Genomic DNA, 23,408 nt, shown 5'->3' with positions numbered 1-23,408 from the left:
AATAAATATTTGATTAAAAACTTAATTTAAGACCTAAAGTTATAGTTCTTGGATTAGGAATAGCTCCTAAATCTATACCAGAAGATACATCTGAGTTGTCTTGACCAGATTCGTTCTGACCAAATGGGTTAGACGATGAAACTTCTGGATCATATCCACTGTAATCAGTGATTAATAATAGATTTTGACCACTAACGGATATTTTAGCAGAGCTTAATCCTTTGAATGGATTTCTAATTGTGTATGCTAAAGATAGATTACTCAACCTTACAAAACCACCATTTTCGACATATTTAGAAGAATTCAATAAATTTCCTGTAATGTCGGGTGTATTTACTAATGTGTTTCTAAAATTACCATTAGCATTACTATCTAATGCTGCTGCGACTTGATTGTATACATCAAAACCATGAGCTCCTCTAATAAAAATATTAAGATCTAAATTTTTGTATGTGAATGTGTTGTTGAACCCCCAAGTTGTAGTAGGAGTTCCATTACCAATTACTCCTAAATCAGGAGTGACTCCTTCACTTAAAGAACCCGTTGCTACATTACCATCAGCATCTACACCTACATATGTAGATTCACCGGCATCATTAATTCCAGCAAAAGTAGCACCTCTAAATTGCCCTAATGGAGCACCTAATTCTACAATATTAATTGGGGCATTGATATTATCAACAGCTCTAACATTTTGTCTAATTTCAGTAAAATCATCAAAAAGCTTTGTCACTTCGTTTTCTACAAAGGAAAAAACTAATCCAGAATTCCATGTGAAATTTTCTGTATCAATTATATCACCATTTAAAGCGATATCAAACCCTTTATTTTCAACTTCTCCAATATTTTCAAATGTAAATAATTCTGCATCAACTCTTAAGTCAAAAAACCTTCTAAGAAGTAAATCATCCGTAACTTTATTGAAATAATCAAATGAAAAATTAAGTCTATTATTAAATAAAGAAACATCAATACCTGCATCAATTTGGGTTGTAGTCTCCCAAGTAATATCAGGATTTCCGAACCTTCTTAAAATAGGTATAGTTGTTCCTGGATTTGGAGTTCTTAAATCATTAAAAGCACCTGCTGGTACATTTTGATTCCCAACTTGCCCCCAACTTGTTCTTAATTTTAAATCATTAAACACTGAGCTATTTTCAATGAATGTCATTTTTTTAAAACTATAAGCCAGAGCAGCAGAAGGGAAATAACCAACTCTTTCATCTGGTAGAAATCGAGAAGACTCATCGATACGTAATGCACCAGTTATGTATAAACTTCCATTATAATTGTAGTTTAATCTTCCTAAAAAGGATTGAATTCCACTCTCTCCAAAGTTACTTGCAAAATTTCTCTGTTCAACAGTAGTTGATGTATCTAACAATGCAACATCATTTATGTCTCCAGATATATTTGCAAATGTTGAGGTGTTATCACTACTCTCACTAGCTTGAAATTCATATACAGCAATAGCGTCCAAATTATGGTTACCGAATGATTTGTTATAGTTTAAAATATTTGTAAATTGATATTCACTAAACTTTTCATTTCTAACTTCTGCCCTATTAGAAATATCATTTAAGCCTGTACTTTCCTTAATTAAAAACTCATTGCTTCTATTTCTTAAAGATAAACCAACAAGTAATTTATAGGTTAATGGTTCGAAAATTTTATACTCCAAATTTATATTAGTGTTTATTCTATCGGTTTGCCTTTGCAAATCGCTTCTTCTAATATCAGCTATGTATGAAGTAGCATCCAAGTTACCAAATCTAAAACCTGTAATATTTAAAGACCCATCAGAATTAAATACTGGCTCAGTAGGGTCTGTAGTTAAAGCTTGAACTACTGGTCCACCAAAGGTTCTATTAAAAATATTTGGATTATTTATGTCTGTTTCTCTATTAGCATACAAATTAAGTCCTACTTTAAGTTTATCATTAATTTTTGATTGTAGATTTGACCTCAATGAGTACCTTTCAAACTCATTTGTAATCATTATACCCTCTTGATTGACATAATTACCTGAGATAAAATAATTAATTTTATCATCTCCTCCACTTACAGATAACTGAATATTGTTTGTTGTAGCTGAACGAAATAATTCATCTTCATAATCAATTGGATTAGCATCTAAGTTTCTTATTTCTTCTTCACTAAATATTGCTCCTCCAGTTGCATTAGCATTTCTTCTTCTTGCGAATTCTCCTGATGATAATCGATTATCATAAGAATTAGCCAATTGAGCTACAGATGTAAAATAATCAACTTCAACTTTAGGCTTACCCTTACCTTTTTTCGTAGTTACCAATATAACTCCATTAGACCCTCTTGACCCATATAAAGCCAATGAAGATGCATCTTTTAAAACTTCGATCGAAGCGATATTATTGGGATTGATTGTTCGTAAATCACCACCAAAAATACCATCAACAATCACTAAAGGCGCATTTGCTCCAGTTACCGAATTAACACCTCTCACTCTTATTTTTGTGTCCGATCCAGGAGTACCATTAGACTGAGCAACAGTAACACCAGACAAACGTCCTTGTAAAGCGTCTTCGACACGTGAAATAGGCTGTTCTTCAAATGCTTTATCTGTTACTTTTGCCACCGCACCAGTTAAATCACTCTTTTTAACTTTTCCATAACCAACGACAACTACCTCCGTTAACGCATCAATATCCTGCTCTAATGCTATGCTTATCGTTGCCTGATCACCAATAACAATTTCTTGAGTTTTAAAACCAACATAAGAAATTTCTAATACATCACCCGCATTGGCATCAATAATAAAGTTCCCATCAAAATCTGTTTGTGTTCCTTTACTAGTTCCTTTTATAACTACAGTTGCACCTGGCAACGGAATCCCATCGGCATCAACAATAGTTCCTGTAATAGTCTGAACTACCACATTAACTTTATCGTTTTCGTATTTATGTAAAGCTTCAATTCCATTTGCAGAAACTACATTAAATCCTGTTGCTAAAAACAGTAATGGCACTACTGAACCCAAGCTCCTCTTTCGCTTGAAATTCACCAGACCTTTTTTAGTTTTTGTTCTCATAAAAATAGTTTAGTTAATTTGTTTTTAAACGCACGTATACATACATTACACAATCAAAAATACAATTATTTATTTAAAATAATAATCTTATTATATTTTTAACCCCTTACAATTGTTATATTATCAAAAAAAAATTATTATTTCAATAAAACGTTATACCTATTTTGCTTAAGAATACTCCTACATTAACTAAACAACAAAAAAATATAACCCTTTGTTTATCATTGTTTTGAAACACACAAAATCAAATCACTACTACCTAGACTTGTCTTACACCTAATCTTCTTATTTACAATTATATAGTTTTAACCTTTATAAAAAGAAGGAATTATCTTACTAACTAAGGGTTAAAAAAAATTACAATCAGTGAATACAATGAAAGAACTACAAAAATCCGTAAGAATATTCGATTAAACCCAAACACAAACAATTTTATTTTCAACCAAACTTATTTACAGTTTACCTCATCCATACTAAAAAATCATAAAACTTCTTTACAAAACTATTTGGATTGTCACTCTTTTTTTTCAAAACAACAAACTGCATTATGGAGTACAGTGACACTATTACGAATTTAAACTCACCGAAACATTTTTACATCAAATCAAACCACTTAAACACAAAAAACCCGAGTAATAAAATTACTCGGGTTTTTCGTTAATTATTAGGATAATTTAAATACTACTAAAATTTAGCAAATATTTTTCCCATTTTCTCTCCTTCTTCAGTTGCTAGTTCTAAATCAACTAAAATACGGCCGCTATGTTCATCGGTTATAATTTTTCTCCTCGACGCTATTTCAGCTTGTACTTGTGGCGGAATGGTGAAATATGAACCTCCAGAAGCTCCTCTTTCCACAGGCACTACCGCTAAACCATTCTTTACATTAGTGCGTATGCGTTTATATGCAGACACTAAACGATCTTCAATCTTCTTTTCAAAATCTTCAGATTTTTTTAATAAAGCCTCCTCTTCTTTCTGAGTTTCCGCCATAATATCATCCAATTCTGCTTTTTTATGATCCAAATGCGTTGTACGATCCGAAATACGTTGCTCAGTTTGAGCAATTACTTCTTTTTTCTGAACTATTTGCGCTTTAAATTCCTTTATGTGTTTTTCAGAAAGTTCAATTTCCAATTCCTGAAATTCAATTTCTTTACTTAAAGAATTAAACTCCCTGTTATTACGCACATTTTTTTGTTGCTCTTGATATTTTGTAATCAGTTGCTTTGATTCATCAATAGCTATTTTTTTCGCTTTTATGGAATCATCAACTGTGCTTAGATCGATTTTTAATTTTTCCAACCTAGTATGTAAACCTGCTACCTCGTCCTGAAGATCCTCTACCTCTAAAGGAAGCTCTCCACGGATAGCCGCAATTTCATCAATTCTTGAGTCTATAAGTTGCAGATCGTATAATGCTCTTAACTTTTCTTCAACAGTAACTTCTTTCTTAGCCATATATTAAAAATACTTAATAGGATTGGTGTTTGTATCCGATAATATGATATTGCCTGAATTATAGGCAGGTGCAAAATTACTGATTTTTTTCGTAAGTATCGATACAATTAAGTTTTTTGTGAACTGCTCCGACTCATAATGTCCAATATCAGCTACAACCAACTTTTTTTCAGCCTGAAAAAACTCGTGATACTTAACATCCGAGGTTATAAATAATTGTGCTCCAGAAGCTTTTGCGCTTTCAATTGCAAATGCTCCACTCCCGCCTAAAACAGCTATTTTTTGTATTGGTATCCCTAAAAATTCACTGTGTCGGATCCCTTGAGTTTTAAAAACTTTTTTTACCAACGCTAACGCTTCAGTTTCTGATAATGTTTCAGACAATTCACCTACCATTCCCATGCCAATTTTTTGATTTACATTCTCCAAAGTAGTTACTTCATAAGCTACCTCTTCATACGGATGTGCTTTTAACATTTGGCTTATTACTTTAGATTTTAAATGTGAAGCAAAAGTTACTTGTAAATGCACCTCATTTTCTTCATGGTATTCTCCTTTTTTACCAAGCACCGGGTTTGATTCCTTTCCTCCTTTATAACTTCCTACTCCTTCGTTGTAAAAACTACACGATTCGTAATTTCCAATACTTCCTGCTCCAGCAGAAAAAAGTGCTTCTCTAACATTAACAAAACTAGCCTTGGGAACAAAAACAGTTAACTTTTTTATTGTTTCCTTTTTAGGCATCAAAATGTGTTGATTACGTAATTGCAACTTATCACAAATCATTTTATTCACCCCTTGCCAATGATTATCCAAAGCGGTGTGCATTGCATAAATCGCTATATTATGTTGTATGGCTTTGATCACCACACGTTCTACATAATCCTTACCTGTAATTTTTTTTAACCCCTTAAAAACTATTGGATGAAAACACACAATTAAATTGCAATTTTTAGCTATTGCCTCCTCAATTACCGCCTCTAACGCATCCAAAGTTACAAGTATGTTGGTTACTTTTTGATTGACATCCCCTACCAAAAGCCCTACATTATCAAAACTTTCCGCATAATGCAAAGGCACTTTCTGTTCGAATAGTTGTGTTATTTCTTTTACTGTCATATTTATTTTATTCAAATCAAATTAGTGCTCGTTTGAACTTTAATAGCAAGTTAAAAAATATCTATTCGGTTCTTAGGTATTTTTTTTACAATAAAGACTTTATATGTAATTTCGTAAACATGAAATTTTCAAGAAAATTACTATGGCCACTTAATCCCTTTTATTATTGGGGGGCTTTGACTATAAAAAAAATGTACGATTGGAACATTTTTAAAAGCCAAACCTATAATTTTCCACTAATCACCGTAGGTAACCTTAGCGTTGGAGGCACAGGAAAATCTCCTTTTGTAGCTTACCTAATTGACATTTTGCAAAATGAAAAACGTATTGCCACATTAAGTAGAGGCTATAAACGCAGTACTACAGGTTTTCAGTTAGCTAACACCAATAGCACGGCTCTTGAAATTGGCGATGAACCTTTGCAATTCAAAACGACTTATCCAAATATTACAGTTGCAGTTGATGCTGAGCGCAGAAACGGCATTAACCAACTACGCAAACTAAAACCAAAACCTGAAGTCATCATTTTAGACGATGCTTTTCAACATCGAAAGGTAACTGCTGGATTACAAATTTTATTGACCACCCATTACAATTTATATCCTGATGACTGTATGCTTCCCTCTGGAGATCTTAGAGAACCCATTTCGGCAGCAGCAAGAGCAACTATTATTGTTGTCACCAAATGTCCTTTAAATTTGAGCGACCACCTACAGCAAAAAATAATAACCAAACTAAATCCGCTTGCCCATCAAAGCGTTTATTTTACTGGTATTGCTTACGCAGAAACTGTTCATTCCAACACTAGTAAGTTGAATTTGGAAAAATTTACAGAAAACACCTTTTGCCTGGTCACTGGTATTGCAAACCCCACCCCTTTAGTTAATCATTTGAATGAGTTAGAAGCTACGTTTGTTCACTTGAATTTTCCTGACCACCATGTGTTTTCGGATCGTGAAATTAAAAAAATTAGTTCCCATCAATTTATACTCACTACTCAAAAGGATTTTATGCGTTTGAAGGACATTGAAATACTAAAAGAAAAACTGTTCTACTTGCCTATTAAAGTAAAATTCCTAAATAATGAAGCTGCATTTAAACAACAGATCAATGCTATTGTATCTAGTTAGGAAATTTATAGGTATTTTATTTAGATCAAAATTTTTATGAATCTGCCTGAGTATTTATTAAACAACGCCTCCCGTATTCAATTCACTCCGTTTCATTTCACAAATCACTCGAAACATTACTAAACTTGATACTATATATTGTATTGATTTATATAAATAACTATTAGTCCAAATCAAAATCTAAATTTTAACCTCATATTCGCCTCTAAAAACTTTTTGAAGCTTTAAAAAGAATTCCTCAGTTTTGTAAGGTTTTGGAATTACATCGGTAATACCATTGGCGTAAAATTCGTCCATATGATCCGCTAAAGTAACGGCGGTTAATGCGATTACTGGTGTACGCATATCAAATTTTCTAATTTGATTTGTAGCTTCAACCCCACTAATACCTGGCATATGAATATCCATTAAAATTAGATCATAGCTAAATTTTTTAGCTTTTTCAACGGCTATTTCACCATTATCAGCCACCTCGCATATAATTTTATTTTTTTCTAAAATTTTACGAGTAATTAACTGATTAATTTTATTGTCCTCAACAATTAAAACACGCCTACCTTCCATTTCCTTAAAATTAATAGTAGACAATGCTTTTTCTTTCTTAGTAATTTCGGATTCTTGATACAATCCAAATTCTAATTCAAAGAAAAATTTAGATCCTTTACCAACAGTACTGTTTAATTTAATTTCACTATCCAGGAGCGAAAGCAAATTTTTCACAATAGAAAGCCCTAATCCCGTACCTCCATATTTCCTATTTACTTCTAAAGATTCTTGATTAAAATTTTCAAAAATATCATATTTCTTTTTCTCCGAAATTCCCACACCATTATCTTCTACTTCAAAATACAATACCATTTTATTGCCATCAACGTCCTTTACCTTTAGTACATGAATATTAATTTGTCCATTTTTGGTAAACTTTATAGCATTACCGATAAGGTTAATTAAAATTTGAGAAATTTTGAGCGGATCGCCTTTAACTCGTTTTGGAATTTTAGAATCAAAATTTAAATTCAATTTATTTCCCCTGTCTTCCGCTGCTTTATTAAGAGCGATAAGCACATCGGATATTCTTTTCTTTAAATTAAAAGAAGTAATTTCTACCTCAACTTTATTAGCCTCCAGCTTATTTAGATCAAGAATATTATTAATTAATGAAAGTAAATATTCCCCTGAAAATCTTAATGAATTTAAATGCTCCTTTTGATTTTCAGTTGGATTTTCTTCTAACAATAAATGTGTTAATCCTGTTACCGCATACAAAGGCGTTCTAAGCTCATGCGTAATTGTAGACAAAAACTGGGCTTTTACCGCGCTTGCATTTTCCGCCCTTTCCTTTTCTGCAATTAATTCGGCATTTTTTTGCTTTAGCAACTTATTTGCTCTGGCTCGTAGTTTATTGTTTTTATACAACGCCAAGGTTAATAAGGTTAAAATTGTTATTAAAGCAATACTTAAAATAGTAGTGATTTTACCCAACTTCAAATTTTTAATATCCTCTATTTCGTCGGTCTTCGCTTTTATTTGTTGCGTCAAGTCTTCTTCATCATACAATAAATCCGTAGATGCTTCAGCTATTAACCCCTGGAGGCTTGCTGATGCTGGATTAATATTGAGGAAACTTAAAAAAAATACAAAAAGTAACGTTCTTACCATTAAATTATTGCTTATTTGTAATAAATATACTCAAAATGAAGCGATTTTTTCAATTAATTCAATTAATCTTGAAGAATATCCTATTTCATTATCGTACCATCCGATTACTTTAACCATCTTTCCGATGACTGATGTCATCCCAGCATCAAACACACAGGAATGTGTATTTCCTAAAATATCTACTGAAACTATAGGATCTTCAGTATAAGCCAATACTCCTTTGTAAGAGGTATCTGAAGCTTGCTTAAATGCTTGATTAATTGTTTCTATTGAAGTTTCTGAAATTACATTAAACGTTATGTCCGTTAACGAGCCATTAGGTACAGGCACACGAATACCACAACCTCCCAAAGAGGTGGTTAATTCAGGAAAAATACGAGTTAATGCTTTGGCTGCACCAGTGGTAGTCGGTATTATTGATTGTCCGGCGGCTCGAGCCCTTCGCAAATCGCGATGGGGTTGATCGTGCAAACTTTGATCTGTGGTATAACTGTGTACAGTTGTTATGTAAGCTTGCTCAATACCACACAAATCATTTACTACCTTGATCATTGGAGCTGCATTATTTGTAGTACACGATGCATTTGAAATCACTACATCATCAGGAGTAATCGTACCATCATTAACTCCTAATACTATAGTTTTAATACTATGATCCTCTGGCGGTGCACTTACAATTACTCTTTTTGCTCCTGCAGAAAGGTGTCCTTTTGATTTTGAATAACTTTTAAATTTTCCAGTAGCCTCCACAACAACATCTACACTATCCCATTTACATTGCGCAGGATTATGGTATGAAGTAAAAGCAATTTTTTTTTGATCTACAATAATATGTGTAGCATCAAAATTAATTTCACCTTTGAACAGTCCATGGACACTATCGTATTTTAATAAATGACTTAAGGTACGCGCATCAGACAAATCATTTATGGCTACCACTTGAATATCGGAATTGTCATTTAGTAACCTGAACAAACTCCGACCGATACGACCAAAACCGTTTATGGCTACTCTTATAGGAGTATTGAACATGTAAAACTAGGTTAAGTGTTTTTGTGCTTTGTATGATGAACGCACTAATGCACTACTTTCAACATGTCTGAAGCCCATTTCCAAACCTAATTTTTCATATTTTTCAAACTGTGCTGGTAAAATAAATTGCTTTACTGGCAAATGTTTTTTACTGGGTTGTAAATATTGACCAATGGTAAGCACATCCAAATTTACGGCTCTTAAATCCTCCATTGTTTCAATAACCTCAGCTTCTGTTTCACCTAAACCTAACATGATACCACTTTTGGTTCTATGAATTCCTTCTGCTTTTAAATAACGAAGTACCTCTAAACTTTGCTCGTATTTAGCTTGTATACGCACCTCTCGGGTTAACCTACGCACTGTTTCCATGTTATGCGAAACTACTTCAGGAGCTTCAGTGATGATTCTATCAATATTTTTCTTTTTCCCCATAAAATCAGGGATTAACGTTTCCAGTGTTGTATTAGGGTTCATTCTGCGTATGGCCTGAATAGTTTCAGCCCATATAATTGAGCCTCCGTCCGCCAAGTCATCACGATCTACCGATGTAATTACTGCATGCTTAATGTTCATTATTTTTATGGAACGTGCCACTTTTTCAGGTTCCGCCCAATCCACTGTATCCGGCCTTCCTGTTTTAACTCCGCAAAACCCGCATGAACGGGTACATGTGTTCCCCAAAATCATAAATGTTGCTGTACCTTCACTCCAACATTCGCCCATATTTGGACAACTCCCCGAAGTACATATCGTATGTAAATTGTATTTATCTACTAAACCACGTAATTCCGTATATTTTTTTCCTGTAGGAAGTTTAACCCGCAACCATTTAGGTTTTGGCGTTCTTTTTGTTTCAACAACTGGAGCATCTATACTCATAAATATATTTTTTGCAAAATTACGAATCTAATTTATAATGGTATATTTTCTTAAAATAAGTTAACATCTGTTATACAATGAAACTATTTCAAATAAAATTAAGTGACTCGTGAATCTCAATCATTTTTTGCTGCATTCAAACTTGTTAAAAGCAATTTTTTTGCTCTTAATAACTTAACCTTAATATTATTCATTGGCTCATCCAACTCATCGGCCATTTCTTTATAAGTCATTTCCTGAAAGTAGCGCAACTGAATCATTTGCTGATAGTGTGGCTTCAGCTTTTTTATATGACGTAATAATTCCGCTAAATTTTGCTTAGTAATCAACTGATCCTCAGGCGTAGGAGTAAGATCTAAAACGGTATTTGCCATACTACTTTCCTGAGCCTGCGTAGCTATCTTCCAATCATTTTTTTGCTTTCTGACTTGATCAATATGTGCATTTTTCGATATTGCGAATAACCAACCTTTAAAACTATAATCAGAATTAAATTGCTCTATTTTATCAAAGGCTTTTGAAAAACTCATTATTGTAATTTCCTCTGCTTCGAAATCATTTTTTGTTCTTTGCAATTGAAACTGATACACCTCATTCCAAAAGGTATCTAACAAAAAACTGAAGGACGCTTGCGCTCCCTCCTTAGCTTTTTCAATATGCAAAAGTAATTGAGGACTGTTAATTTGCATCACCGTGACGACTTTGTAAATATTACACCTATAAATATAGGTATTTGCAGACAAATGCTTAGCAATTCCCAAAGAGGGAATAAATAAATGACATCTTTTTCTGACAATTTGAATGCCGCTTTACCAACAATTAATCCCACTAGTAAAAAACGCAATCCGACTAACAGGTATACTATTGGATGATGAAATAACACGATACCAATAATTGCCAATACCCAAAATAACAATTGCGAAATATACAATGAACTAAGCGCTAATTTAGCCCCCAAATTATAGTGAATCAATTGATTTTTGCGTTGTAAAAGCCATTCCTTAAAACTAGAATCAACTCGGATAGCCATTTCTGGTGCTGTAGCAAAAGCAACATTTTTCTTTGTCGCAGCATGCCTGATAAACAAATCCTCAGTACCTGTTTGTATATTCATGTGTGTTGAAAATCCATTATTTTCAAAAAACAATTCAGAAGTATACCCTGTATTACTTTCCCAAGCTACGTAAGGTTTATGAATTTCAGCCCATCCAAAATTATATAAATTTGTAATTAACCGATTGTAGCGTAGCAATAAATTAACAACACCGCCTTGCTTTATAAAATTAACGTAACCCAAAACAATTTGCTTGTCATTACTATACATTTTTGACATTTCTGCAATCCACGCTGTCGATTGTATTTCAATATCTGGAGTTACAAAAAGCAAATTTTTGTGTTTTGCCTTTTTTATCCCTAAAGTCAATGCATACTTTTTACTACCCCAAAAAGCTTCGTTATTTTCAACATTTACAATTGCTGCATTACTATTTTCTTCTGCAAAAGCTTCTAAAATACTAAGTGAATTATCATATGAAGCATTATTAATTAAAACAAGTTCATAATTAGGGTGGGTTTGCTTTTTTATTTGATTCAAGAAATTTTCAAGCTGATCCTCCTGATTTTTAATATGCACTAAAACAGAAATATTAGCTATCTCTTCACTACTTTTTTGATGTTTTGAAAACACAAACTTAGAAAATATTAAATAGTAGCACAAATTTACCGCGCAGACTATTCCCAGAAGAATAAAAAAAATGTCGCCATCAATGAATCTTATGAATGTTGAGGATCGCTACAATTTTCATATTGATCTGGTGTTTTACCACACAAAGAACAAGATTCTCCATTTTTATTTAGAAAAGGACTCTGACTTGCGCAAGTACCAGCAAATTTTCCATCTTTTTTTGCCCAAATTTTAATTGCAATCCCAGCAAATGCCAATCCCAGTAAACCAATAGTAATAAATATAAGTTTCATGATAACAAGAATAAATAAGGTTTCAAATTTACGAATTCAAAATGATGAATGCCTAACACAAACTTTTTTATTTCTATGAAACAGCAAAAAGCCTTATGAAAACATCGTAATTAACAAGTTTAACAGAAAAAATTATCGTTAAAAAAACATTTATTCAGTTATAAATTCATCATATTCGAACTTTTTCCCCTAAGTTATTGACAAACCGAAAGAAAAATCTATTGATTGTAAATACAACTACAAAACTAATTAAATTTGTATCACTTAAAAATTCACAAATATGCTGCATACTACTAGTATTGCAAATTTGTCCTTTAAAAAATAACAACTGCTCAAAACAAACTCAACTAGCTTATTAGTAATAAACCACGTTATATTATATAACGTGGTTTTTTTATTATTCCCACAAATTCTATTAATAGCTATTTAAAACAACTGATTAAAATACTTTTTTTTACAACATCAAAACTGCATTCAATCAACAAAAAAGCTTAGGGCATATGAAATTTCATTTTCCTTATTAGCGATGCTGATTTTGAATTTCTTTAACATAAACTAACAGTTCTTTGTTTTCAAAAAAATATCTAAACGCAGCCCTAGCTACTAAGTTAAATATAAAGAAGTTAAAGCATTATAGATGGGGAATTCAATATCAAAAACACTCCTGCTTTTAAAATTGAACCCTGCGTAATATTTTATTTATTAAAGCTCATTCAAACCTCAAAACAAAAGGAACAATGCGCTACAATTAACTCAAAATACAATACTTGCTTAGAATTTAAATCCAAATTTTTCATTAAACAAACAAGACTTTCAAATTCGTTTTCGCCAAAATGAATTTTTAGATAGCCCAAATACATCATTGGCATTCGATTTTAAAATACATCATTATCATGAAGGAAATCCCTGTGTTAAATTTAAGAAACTCTTTTTTTCTAATTTTATCATTACGCTTTTTAATAATAATTCAACTAATTCAAAAATGAATACATTTAAAATTTTGATGAGACTTTTAACTCTCTGCACCTTCATGACAGCCTCATTAAACGCTCAAGTTTTTACTTTAAATGGAGGTTATCAATCGTTCCCTGCACAGGAAGCTGGAACTCCTGGTTTACCTAATGGAAATGTGCTTGTCAGGAAAGCACCTGCTGCTACTGGAAACGCAAATCAAATCAGACGCACATTAAATGCTGCCACCATACCTGATGTGGTAATTCAATCAAGACTTACTGAGGGACCATTAGCTGGTTATATTGCACAAATGCCTGCGGTAATATCCACTGCCAATAAATTGAATGCTAGACGCGCAACTGTTAATAACATTCCTGGTGCTATCATTATAAATAGTACTGCAAGTTTAAATGCTAACAGAAGCAGAATAAGCAATAATAATAGAGAAACTTATATTTTTCGAAATAATGTGAATGTTAACGATCCTATTGTAGTTGGTTCTAATAAAACGTTTTGGATTGATGGCTTACTAACCTATACTGGGCCGAAAAGACCTTTAGCAAATACTGACGCTTTAAGTCCAATCCCGATTATTAGAGATGGTATTTTTAGAATGGTCAGAAAAAATAACATTACTATTAATGGTACCAAAAGAGGGCTTATCGATTGTAAATCCGAACTTCCTTTTGCATATGCTTTAAATTCAAGAAATATTACGATTACTAATAATGAAGTTATTAATGGATTCAATGCTATTTTTATGCACCAAACTAGAGAAGTTACCATTGAAAATAACTTTTTATACAACAATGTGCGCAGGGCTATGCATTTAATTGCTGTTAATGGTTTTTCAGTAAAAAACAATTTATGTTACATTAATCATTTAGATGGTATTGATGTTGACGCATTTTGCCAAAATGGTACTGTTGATTTAAATGTAGTAGCAGGGGTAAATTTCAGATTCATGCTATGGACTGAAATTGATGCTCATGATAATGTGATGGATAATAACGTAGCTATTCATTTACCTGGCAGAAGGTCAAGAGGTGTTGGTGGAATGCAAGAGAATGGTACTGAAAACTCAAGAAGAGGCGTTGGAAATTTCAGAGGATCCAGAAATAACGACTGGACAAACAATCATGTATTTTATCCTGAAACATTTAGAGATGGTATTGTAATGCGTAAAGACCGATTTATACAGCATAACACAATTAAATTTGAAAATAATTATGTTTGGTCAGTTGAAGGTAATGGACAAAGACACAATCCAAAGCCTCAAAACAACAACACCAATGATGTTCGTTTTTTAACACTTAATAACCCAACTAGAGGAACCAAAGCAAGACCAACAAATCTTTTTCCTAATGGTGGTCCTGAGGTATTGATTAACAATGCTCCACCAAATTTAACTGGCGCTGAAATCAAAGTTACTCCAAATTTATTTGGAGGAGGAAACTCAACTCCAGCTCCAGCTCCGCAGCCAGCACCAGCTCCACAACCAGCTCCTGCTCCAGCACCAGCACCTGTTGCTAATGCCATCAGAATTCCTGGAACTATTCAAGTTGAAAATTTTGCAAGAAAATCTGGTAGCGTTCGCGCCGAGAATACTCCAAACTCGAATAATCGAAATCTTGGATTTATCAGAAACGGAAATAACAGCTCATACAATGTTAATGTATCTGAATCAAACATATATACAATTAATGCTTATGTTTCTAGTAATGGAATAGGTGGAACAATTGAATTTTTAGCTAATAATACCACGGTTGGAGAAGTTACAGTGACTCCAAACAATAATTGGCATAACTATTTTAGGGTTTCTGTTGATGTAAATCTTACTGCAGGAAACCAGGTATTGCAATTAAATTATAAAGGAGCTAATGGTTTCTTATATAATATTGATCGTTTACAAGTGCAAAGATCTAGAAATGTGGTAGCTAAAACAACCACGCTTTCTCCTATCGATGATTCTTTCTTACAGGGAAATAACAACAATAACTCAACTGTTTTAAGAGTAGAAAAAGGAAGAAGAACTAGTTATTTGAGATTCGATTTAAGACAAATTTCAGGTTCGATTACTGCAGCAAATTTAGATCTTACCGTTAGTGGTGATGCTGGAAACGGAGTGATCAAAGTTTATCAAGGAAATAACGGAACTGGTTGGAATGAAAATAATTTAAATAATAGCAATAGACCTTCTAAAGGCCGACAATTGGCTAGTTTAAACAAAAACTACCCATTAAACAGTACTGAAAAGTTTACCTTATCCAACTTACAGAAGTCAAATTTTATAACCTTAATTATTGAAATGGATAATGGTAATGATGTTTCATTTGCCTCTAAAGAAAATGGAAATAGAGAACCTAAACTAGTAGTCACTTACAATGAAACTACAGGTGCTAAAAACGCTGACCTATCTGAAAGTTTATCAATTACGGCATTTCCAAATCCAACAACAGATTTTTTAACTGTTAATTCTATAGATACAACAAGTATTGATGCTATAGATGTATATGATTTAAACGGTCAGCTTCTCCAGCAAATTAACACCACTAATGTAAATGATACTATCATTGACTTTTCAAATTATAGCAACGGTATTTACTTGGTAAGCTTTAAAACCCTTAACAATACTACCAAGGTGATTAAAGTAATCAAAGAATAATTTTTAATATTCACAAATTGTAAAAAATCCACTGAACTTATAGTTCGGTGGATTTTTGCTTTTACATAGGTTACTCTACTTAAACCCATTTAAAATAATTGTTTGTTACATGATACTGCATGCCGCAACTCGTACTAAATGTATTTTCTTTTTTCTTACCTAAACAAAATTTATCCTATAACGATTCTTTCATTCCCATTAATGGCTTTTCAAAAGCTAAACTGCTAAAAAAAGCACAAATTAAAGTTAAAACGCAAAGCAAACTAAAATTTATTTTGAATTTTTAATGCCGTAAAAATATATGCTCATCAATATTTTGCTCAAATGCTGTTTTACGTAATGCTCGAATAGTACTTTTTATTTATAAACTAACTAATTAAAAAATGAACACAATTAGAAATCTAATGGGACTCATATTACTTTGCTCCCTTTTTGCAACATCCTTAAACGCTCAAGTTTTTACCTTAAATGGAGGTTACCGGTCATTTCCTGCGCAAGAAGCTGGAACACCTGGTTTACCAAATGGTAATGTAATGGTAAGAAAGGCACCCGCACCTAAGGGAAACATCAATCAGATTAGGCGTACGCTAAATGCAGCAACTATTCCTGACGTAGTTATTCAATCGAGACTTACTCAAGGTCCGTTAGCTGGATATATTGCTCAAATGCCTGCCGTAAAATCCACTGCAAACAAACTAAATGCACGTCGCGCAACGGTAAATAATATTGCCGGAGCAATTATCATTAATAGCACTGCTAGTTTAAATGCTAACAGAAGTAGAATTAGCAACAATAATAGAGAAACCTATATTTTCAGAAACAATATTAATGTAAATAATCCTATTGTTGTTGGTTCCAATAAAACCTTTTGGATTGATGGTAAAGTTACTTACACAGGACCAAACAGACCGCTAGCAAATACTGATGCATTAAGTCCAATACCTATTATTAGAGATGGTATTTTTAGAATAAAAAGAAAAAATAACATTACTATTAATGGTACTAAAAGAGGACTTATTGATTGTAAATCCAAACTTCCCTTCGCGTATACGCTAAACTCTAGAAATATTACTATTACTAATAACGAAGTAATCAACGGATTTAATACCATTTTTATACACCAAACCAGAAATGTAACGGTTGAAAATAACTTTTTTTACAACAATGTCCGCAGAGCCATGCACCTCATTGCGGTTAATGGATTTTCAGTAAAAAACAATTTATGTTACGGAAATCATTTGGACGGTATTGATGTTGATGCTTTTTGCCAAAATGGTACTGTTGATTTAAATGTTGTTTTGGGTGTAAATTTCAGATTTATGCTTTGGACTGAAATTGATGCACATAACAATGTAATGAACAACAACGTAGCTATTCATTTGCCTGGAAGAAGATCAAAAGGTGTTGGCGGAATGCAGGAAAATGGAACTGAAAACTCAAGAAGAGGCGTAGGTAGTTTCAAAGGAACTCGTAATAATGACTGGATTAATAACCACGTATTTTACCCTGAAACTTTTAGAGATGGTATTGTAATGCGCAAAGACCGTTTTATACAACATAGCACAATAAAATTTGAAAACAACTATGTTTGGAGTGTTGAAGGTAATGGTCAAAGACATAACCCAAAGCCACAAAATAACAATACAAATGATGTACGTTTTATAACACTCAATACTCCTGCAGCTGGAACCAAAGCTAGACCAACAAATCTTTACCCTAATGGTGGGCCCGAAGTGCTTATAAACAGTACTCCTCCTAATTTAACTAGCACACAAATTAAAGTAACACCTAATTTATTTGGTAGCGGAAACACACCTCCTCCACCTGTGGTTGTAACTCCTCAGCCTAATCCAACGCCTAACAATGGTAACCTTAGATTAAATGGCACTTATTTTATTAGAAATAAATCAAATAGTCAAAACATTATCGCACCAAAACGGGATAATTACAATGCCAGAATGTATGACGCACGCACCTCAAATGATCAAAAATGGCAGTTCAAGCATATTGGAAATGGTGTTCATACAATTAAAAACATCGGTTCCCAACGTTACCTAGAGGTTCCCTTTGCGGCATGTGCCAACGGTAGTAATATTTCTACATGGACAAGTGCTAATTCAAATCATCAAAAATGGATAGTAACTAGCAACAATGGCAACGTGTTTTTACGACCTAACCATTGTAAAAACAGAACTTTAGACAAAGGCGTAGGTATCAACAAAAATGTACAGGTATGGGAATACAATACATCAAATAGCAATCAACGTTTTGAATTAGTTCCTGTGAATGGCGCAAAAATTTTAGATAATACAGCTACTACAACTATCCGATTATTTCCAAATCCTACGGCAGAATCACTTCACTTAAACCTTGAACAGTTTATGAATCAAGCCGTATCGTACACTATAACATCAGTACAAGGACAAAAGTTATCTGAAGGAAATTTTAACAGCAATCACAGTTTTGTTGAAAATATTTCTTTAAACACCTTAGGAAATGGCATGTATTTTATTTCAATTAAAACAGCAAATGGTAGCGTTATCAATGAAAAATTTATGATTTCAAAAAAGTAAATCTAGCACTAATAGTTTAATTTTTGTTGAACTAAATTAATTTTCAATCAAAAAAGGCTACCTGAAAAGGCGGTCTTTTTTTGGTTAACTAAACTTCTTTCCAAAAAATAAAAATATAGAACTAAGCATTTACTTACAGAAACTTTGTATTTTGTATCAAACATTTAATATAATAATGATGCGCAAAGCGATTTTTCCAGGTTCATTCGATCCACTTACTTTGGGTCATTACGATATTATATCTCGGGGCGCTGAATTGTTTGACGAATTAGTGGTTGCCATTGGAGTAAATGCTTCAAAAAAATACATGTTTTCATTACATGAACGTGTTGAATTTATTCAAAAAGCTTTTGCTGATAAAAAAAACATCAGCGTTGTTACTTACAGTGGTTTAACCGTAGATTTTTGTAAAGAAATTAATGCCAAATTTATTTTGAGAGGATTGCGAAATCCTGCCGATTTCGAATTTGAAAAAGCCATTGCGCATACTAATAAAGTACTTACTGATATTGATACGGTATTTTTACTTACCTCAGCCAAAACATCATTTATTAGTAGTAGTATTGTTCGGGATGTCCTTAGAAATAATGGCGATTACACGGTACTAGTGCCCGATACTGTAAGGAAGAAGTAATTTGACCTGAGCTTTCATTAAATATTAGCTTACGACATATTGTAATGAGTGATTTTCCATTAAAAATGGTTTAGAATAACAACGCTATACGTTTCTAATTTCAAATTACTAAAATAAAGTTTAGTGGTTTTTGATTGAAGGAGAAAGAAAAAATCAGCAAGCCCTAATTAAGGCATGATGTAATATGCAAAAAACAATCATTTAAAATGAAAAATTTGAAGTCTGAAATAAAGTTACGAAATTTGAAAAATGGAGTAATTATAAATTTATGATTACTCCTTTTTGTTTTAAAATGATAAGGTCACCCTACACAAATGTTATTCTAATGCTTTTGCCATTACGTGATATCGTGGATCCTGTACACTATCTTCAATAACACCTTCAAATTTAGGTGACGCTTTTCGCATTAAATCTTTACACTCAGTGCTTAAGTGTTTTAAAGTAAGCTTTTTGCCTGCTTTTTCATATTTCTCCACCAAAACAAAAATAGCTTCCAATGCAGAATGATCGGCAACTTTAGCTTCCATAAAGTCAATTTCAACATTTTCAGGATCACCGTTTACATCAAACTTGGAATTGAAACTTTGGATACTTCCGAAAAAAACAGAGCCCCATATTTCATATAATTTTGTACCATCATCCTTAATTGAGCGATTTACACGTACACGCTTAGCACTTTCCCAAGCAAATACCAAAGCTGAAATAATAACACCAGCTAATACCGCAATAGCCAAATCAACAAATACCGTAATGGTAGATACTGCTATCAATACGAATGCATCTGATTTTGGAATACGCTTTAAAATTCGGAAACTACTCCAAGCAAAGGTTTCAATAACCATCATAAACATTACTCCTACTAAGGCAGCAATTGGTACCATTTCAATATACGTATCGGCAAATAAAATAAAAATCAGTAAGGTAACCGCCATTACAATACCCGAAGCACGCCCACGTCCACCGGAGTTAATATTAATCATCGTTTGACCAATCATACCACAACCAGCAGTACCACCGAACAAACCACTCACTACATTAGCTGCTCCTTGCGCTACACATTCGCGGTTTCCGTTCCCTCTGGTCTCTGTAATTTCGTCCACTAAATTTAACGTCATTAAAGATTCAATTAATCCTACTGCAGCTGCTAAAGCAGCATATGGCAAAATAAAAGTAAACGTATCAAAAGCCAATGGCAAGTGTTCCCATAGCTCTAAATTAGGCGTCGGAAATTTCCCTTTCAACCCAGCACCACCACCTTCTCTAATGTAAGATCCCACGGTAGTTACGTTGATGTTTCCAAAAATTTTAATTAGTGATACAATTAAAATAGCCGTTAATGCTGCAGGGAGTTTTTTGGTGTATTTAAATTTAGGTAAAAAATATACCAACCCCATGGTTGAAGCTACTAAACCAATCATACTGTACAGCTCTGCACCTTCCATAATAGTAGCTACACCTGCCGGAGTTTTATGAAAAAACATTTTCAATTGTGCCAAAAAGATCACGATAGCCAAACCATTAACAAACCCCATCATTACTGGATGCGGTATTAAACGTACAAAGCGCCCTAATTTAAATAAGCCGGCAATTATTTGAATGATTCCCATTAAAATAACTGTAGCTAACAAATAGAAATAGCCCATATTTTCCACAGGAATATCAAAGGCTAAACCGCGTTTATTTCCATCAATTAACAAATGAATCAATACTACGGCAACAGCACCTGCTGCACCAGAAATTAAGCCTGGTCTTCCACCAAAAATTGCAGCGATTAAGCCTACCATAAATGCCCCTGATAGCGCTACTAAGGGATCAATTCCTAATACAAAAGCAAAAGCTACCACCTCAGGAATCATGGCTAATGAAGTAGTTATACCTGCTGTAATATCATTTTTAATTCCTGAAGAATTTGTTTTAAAATACTGTTTCAAAATATGTATTTATTGAATTAATTAAAAATGAAGCTACTAAACTTTATTAGCACGCCATTTTTTAATGCCGTTTTTAAAAATGCAAAAGTACAGCTTTAAAACGAATTAAATAAGCCTTAGTCTTATCAATGAAATGGGCGAAGCAGGCTGTATCAAACTCAATCAACCTACTATAAATTTTTATCTTTTTCAATTTCCTGCATTATAGCATCAATTTTTTTCTGAAATTTTTTACTTTTAATTTATCCTGTAATGGAAAAACCAACGTACCAATTATCAAAAGGGTAAAATATAAAGCTGCACAAAACAAAACCGCTTGCAAATACCCTCCACCTAACTTTTCCGCAACAGTTTCGGAATTCCCTAGGTTCGTACTATCCTGCCCATAAAAAGGAGCAATAATTGAAAAGCCAATTCCAAACAAAACAAACGAGAACATATTTTTTTTAAAATAATTAGCGTCGTTTTTTAGCATTTCTATTTTTGCTTTGTAAACAATTAATCTGTTTTCTTGATAAGCTGTCATATTAATCAAAATATTCCATTGGAAACAACTCTTTAATTGCTCCGTAGGTGTTTTCTAATGCTTTTTTGCTCTTTTTAAATGATTTCCACCTTACTTTGGTAATTCCTTCATCTTCCTGCGGTAGTAGTTCTCCTTTAAAATCCGAATACATTTCAAACCAGTACGTCAACTTCAACTTAAACACATTATTACGGCGGTATACATGGTAGGTTTTTCTTATAAAATCCCCTAAAATTAAATTTTCAATTCCTGTTTCTTCCTCAACTTCGCGCAGCGCCGTTTGAGATATTGATTCATTTTTTTCTGCTTTTCCTTTAGGTAAATCCCACTTGCCATTTCGATGAATAAATAATATCTCTTTTTGAGCATTATACACCTTCCCTCCTCCTGCAGCAACTACGGGTAATTTTTTATGCAAAATTTTAAAAAGTTTATCCTCCTTTTTGTGATACAAATGATACTTAATACTAGGATACATTAAAAGCTCATTTATAATTTTAGTCATATTCGCTTTTTTTATATTCACTTTAATATGCTCATCGGAAATCCAAGACTCGGTAGACAGGATAATTACTGAATTATTGACAAAAACTTTATACATTTGCGTCTATGATTTTTGATATAAAAACTGCTAAAGAAACAGCATCTCAATTACTGCAAATTAACGCAATTAAATTACAACCGCAAGACCCATTTACATGGGCTTCAGGATGGAAATCGCCTATATATTGTGACAATAGAATTTGTTTGTCTTTTCCTGAAGTGAGAAACGACATCAAAAACAAATTTGCTGCCGCTATACGCAAACAATATCCAAATGCCGAGGTTATTGCTGGCGTAGCTACTGGTGCTATTGGTATTGGTATGCTTGTTGCCGATGCACTTGGTTTGCCATTTATATACATTCGTCCCGAGGCAAAAAAACACGGAAGGCAAAATCAGATAGAAGGTATTATTCCCACCAATAAAAATGTAGTAGTAATTGAGGACTTGATTAGTACGGGGAAAAGCAGTCTTTTAGCAGTTGAAGCGTTAAAAAAATGCAATGCTAACATGTTGGGTATGGTAGCCATATTTAGTTACGGATTTCAAGTAGCTGCTGATAATTTTACTGCCGCAGAAGTAACGTTACACACCCTTAGCAATTACGAAAATTTAATAGTATTGGCTCAGGAAGCTAATTATGTTACTGCAAAACAAGCTGAAACATTACAAAATTGGAGAACCAACCCCGCTGAATGGGGCAAATAATAATTGTTTTAAACAATACCACGAAAAATGAATTTAGAAAGTCCTAAAGTAAGCATTGGAAAAAGCAGTCAGGAAGTGTTTGATTTTTTAACTAAAGTTGAAAATTTTGAGCAAATTATGCCTGATAGTAAACAAAAATTTGAAAAACTAAGCGATGATAAATTTTTGTTTCAGTTAAAAGGAATGCCCGAAATTGTTTTGAAACAAAAAGAAAATAATGCCCCAAGCACTGTGGTACTTGGTGCTGCAAGTGACAAGCTTCCATTTACTTTAACTGCAAATATGAAAGCAACAAATGACAATGAAACGGAGACCCAACTTATTTTTGATGGTGAATTTAACGCCATGATGGCAATGATGATAAAAAAACCGATTCAAAATTTTATTACTGCATTGGCTGAAAATCTTAAAAATATTTAATTCGCTGTGCATTACTGCGTAACTAGAGTATAAAAGCTTCCTTTAGAATTTAAGGGAAGCTTTTTATTTAATCACCTTTTAATAGCTAGCGTATGTGAGGCTACGGTTACATATTAAAAAATAACCT

18 protein-coding genes are annotated in these 23,408 nt (G+C 33.0%); 6 read left to right on the top strand and 12 right to left on the bottom strand.

Features of this window, described 5'->3' with window-relative positions:
• Window positions 1-13 precede the first annotated feature (13 nt).
• The 3 genes from GMC_RS0110840 to GMC_RS0110830 all read right to left on the bottom strand — a co-directional run bounded on the left by GMC_RS0110840 (window position 14) and on the right by GMC_RS0110830 (window position 5,647).
• Window positions 14-3,067, bottom strand: coding sequence for a SusC/RagA family TonB-linked outer membrane protein (locus GMC_RS0110840; protein WP_010522153.1), 3,054 nt, complete (start codon window positions 3,065-3,067; stop codon window positions 14-16).
• 684 nt (window positions 3,068-3,751) lie between these two features.
• Entirely contained in the window at window positions 3,752-4,528 is a 777-nt protein-coding gene (locus GMC_RS0110835) for a zinc ribbon domain-containing protein (RefSeq protein ID WP_010522152.1), read from the bottom strand.
• Between the two features lie 3 nt (window positions 4,529-4,531).
• Window positions 4,532-5,647, bottom strand: coding sequence for a Nif3-like dinuclear metal center hexameric protein (locus GMC_RS0110830; RefSeq protein WP_010522151.1), 1,116 nt, complete (start codon window positions 5,645-5,647; stop codon window positions 4,532-4,534).
• 119 nt (window positions 5,648-5,766) lie between these two features.
• Between GMC_RS0110830 and lpxK the strand changes: the two genes are divergently transcribed.
• On the top strand, window positions 5,767-6,777 hold the full coding sequence (lpxK, locus tag GMC_RS0110825; protein ID WP_010522150.1) for a tetraacyldisaccharide 4'-kinase: 1,011 nt from the start codon (window positions 5,767-5,769) through the stop codon (window positions 6,775-6,777).
• Window positions 6,778-6,957: 180 nt separating this feature from the next.
• Here lpxK and GMC_RS0110820 read toward each other — a convergent pair whose 3' ends face one another.
• The 6 genes from GMC_RS0110820 to GMC_RS0110795 all read right to left on the bottom strand — a co-directional run bounded on the left by GMC_RS0110820 (window position 6,958) and on the right by GMC_RS0110795 (window position 12,327).
• Entirely contained in the window at window positions 6,958-8,436 is a 1,479-nt protein-coding gene (locus GMC_RS0110820; RefSeq protein ID WP_010522149.1) for a response regulator, read from the bottom strand.
• Window positions 8,437-8,466: 30 nt separating this feature from the next.
• Window positions 8,467-9,468 carry a type I glyceraldehyde-3-phosphate dehydrogenase gene (gap, locus tag GMC_RS0110815; protein WP_010522148.1) on the bottom strand — a complete coding sequence of 334 codons (1,002 nt, stop codon included), beginning with the start codon at window positions 9,466-9,468 and terminating at the stop codon, window positions 8,467-8,469.
• A gap of 6 nt (window positions 9,469-9,474) precedes the next feature.
• On the bottom strand, window positions 9,475-10,350 hold the full coding sequence (gene lipA / locus GMC_RS0110810; protein WP_010522147.1) for a lipoyl synthase: 876 nt from the start codon (window positions 10,348-10,350) through the stop codon (window positions 9,475-9,477).
• Window positions 10,351-10,466: 116 nt separating this feature from the next.
• On the bottom strand, window positions 10,467-11,039 hold the full coding sequence (locus GMC_RS0110805) for an RNA polymerase sigma factor (RefSeq protein ID WP_010522146.1): 573 nt from the start codon (window positions 11,037-11,039) through the stop codon (window positions 10,467-10,469).
• Window positions 11,039-12,085: a glycosyltransferase gene (locus GMC_RS0110800; RefSeq protein WP_498365822.1), complete on the bottom strand. Its 1,047-nt coding sequence runs from the start codon at window positions 12,083-12,085 to the stop codon at window positions 11,039-11,041. Before GMC_RS0110800 ends, GMC_RS0110805 begins: the two co-directional genes overlap by 1 nt.
• 38 nt (window positions 12,086-12,123) lie before the next feature.
• Window positions 12,124-12,327 (bottom strand): hypothetical protein, encoded by a 204-nt coding sequence (locus GMC_RS0110795; protein WP_010522144.1) that lies wholly within the window; start codon window positions 12,325-12,327, stop codon window positions 12,124-12,126.
• Window positions 12,328-13,357: 1,030 nt separating this feature from the next.
• Here GMC_RS0110795 and GMC_RS22570 point away from each other — a divergent pair.
• From GMC_RS22570 to coaD, 3 genes are all read left to right on the top strand, one after another.
• Window positions 13,358-15,946, top strand: a complete 2,589-nt coding sequence (locus GMC_RS22570; protein WP_010522143.1) for a carbohydrate-binding protein — start codon at window positions 13,358-13,360, stop codon at window positions 15,944-15,946.
• A gap of 383 nt (window positions 15,947-16,329) precedes the next feature.
• Window positions 16,330-18,519, top strand: a complete 2,190-nt coding sequence (locus GMC_RS19750; RefSeq protein ID WP_094766284.1) for an RICIN domain-containing protein — start codon at window positions 16,330-16,332, stop codon at window positions 18,517-18,519.
• Between the two features lie 178 nt (window positions 18,520-18,697).
• Complete coding sequence (coaD, locus tag GMC_RS0110770) at window positions 18,698-19,153, top strand: pantetheine-phosphate adenylyltransferase (RefSeq protein WP_010522141.1); 456 nt, start codon at window positions 18,698-18,700, stop codon at window positions 19,151-19,153.
• A 317-nt stretch (window positions 19,154-19,470) separates the two neighbouring features.
• On the opposite strand, the gene GMC_RS0110765 is transcribed toward coaD, so the two are convergent.
• The 3 genes from GMC_RS0110765 to GMC_RS0110755 form a co-directional block, all read right to left on the bottom strand.
• Window positions 19,471-21,084 carry a SulP family inorganic anion transporter gene (locus GMC_RS0110765; protein WP_010522140.1) on the bottom strand — a complete coding sequence of 538 codons (1,614 nt, stop codon included), beginning with the start codon at window positions 21,082-21,084 and terminating at the stop codon, window positions 19,471-19,473.
• A 202-nt stretch (window positions 21,085-21,286) separates the two neighbouring features.
• Entirely contained in the window at window positions 21,287-21,610 is a 324-nt protein-coding gene (locus GMC_RS0110760) for a hypothetical protein (protein ID WP_193361489.1), read from the bottom strand.
• A 1-nt stretch (window position 21,611) separates the two neighbouring features.
• Window positions 21,612-22,211, bottom strand: coding sequence for an NUDIX hydrolase (locus GMC_RS0110755; RefSeq protein ID WP_010522138.1), 600 nt, complete (start codon window positions 22,209-22,211; stop codon window positions 21,612-21,614).
• 8 nt (window positions 22,212-22,219) lie between these two features.
• Here GMC_RS0110755 and pyrE point away from each other — a divergent pair, with 8 nt between their 5' ends.
• Together pyrE and GMC_RS0110745 are read left to right on the top strand one after the other, a co-directional pair.
• A complete protein-coding gene (gene pyrE / locus GMC_RS0110750; protein WP_010522137.1) occupies window positions 22,220-22,861 on the top strand; it encodes an orotate phosphoribosyltransferase in 642 nt (213 codons plus the stop codon).
• A gap of 27 nt (window positions 22,862-22,888) precedes the next feature.
• Window positions 22,889-23,281, top strand: a complete 393-nt coding sequence (locus tag GMC_RS0110745; protein WP_010522136.1) for an orotate phosphoribosyltransferase — start codon at window positions 22,889-22,891, stop codon at window positions 23,279-23,281.
• The last annotated feature ends 127 nt before the right edge of the window (window positions 23,282-23,408 follow it).

Source organism: Aquimarina agarivorans (assembly GCF_000218485.1).
GTDB classification, from domain to species: domain Bacteria; phylum Bacteroidota; class Bacteroidia; order Flavobacteriales; family Flavobacteriaceae; genus Aquimarina; species Aquimarina agarivorans.
Note: the sequence above shows the minus strand (reverse complement) of the source record. Positions and strands in the feature narration are given on the sequence as shown.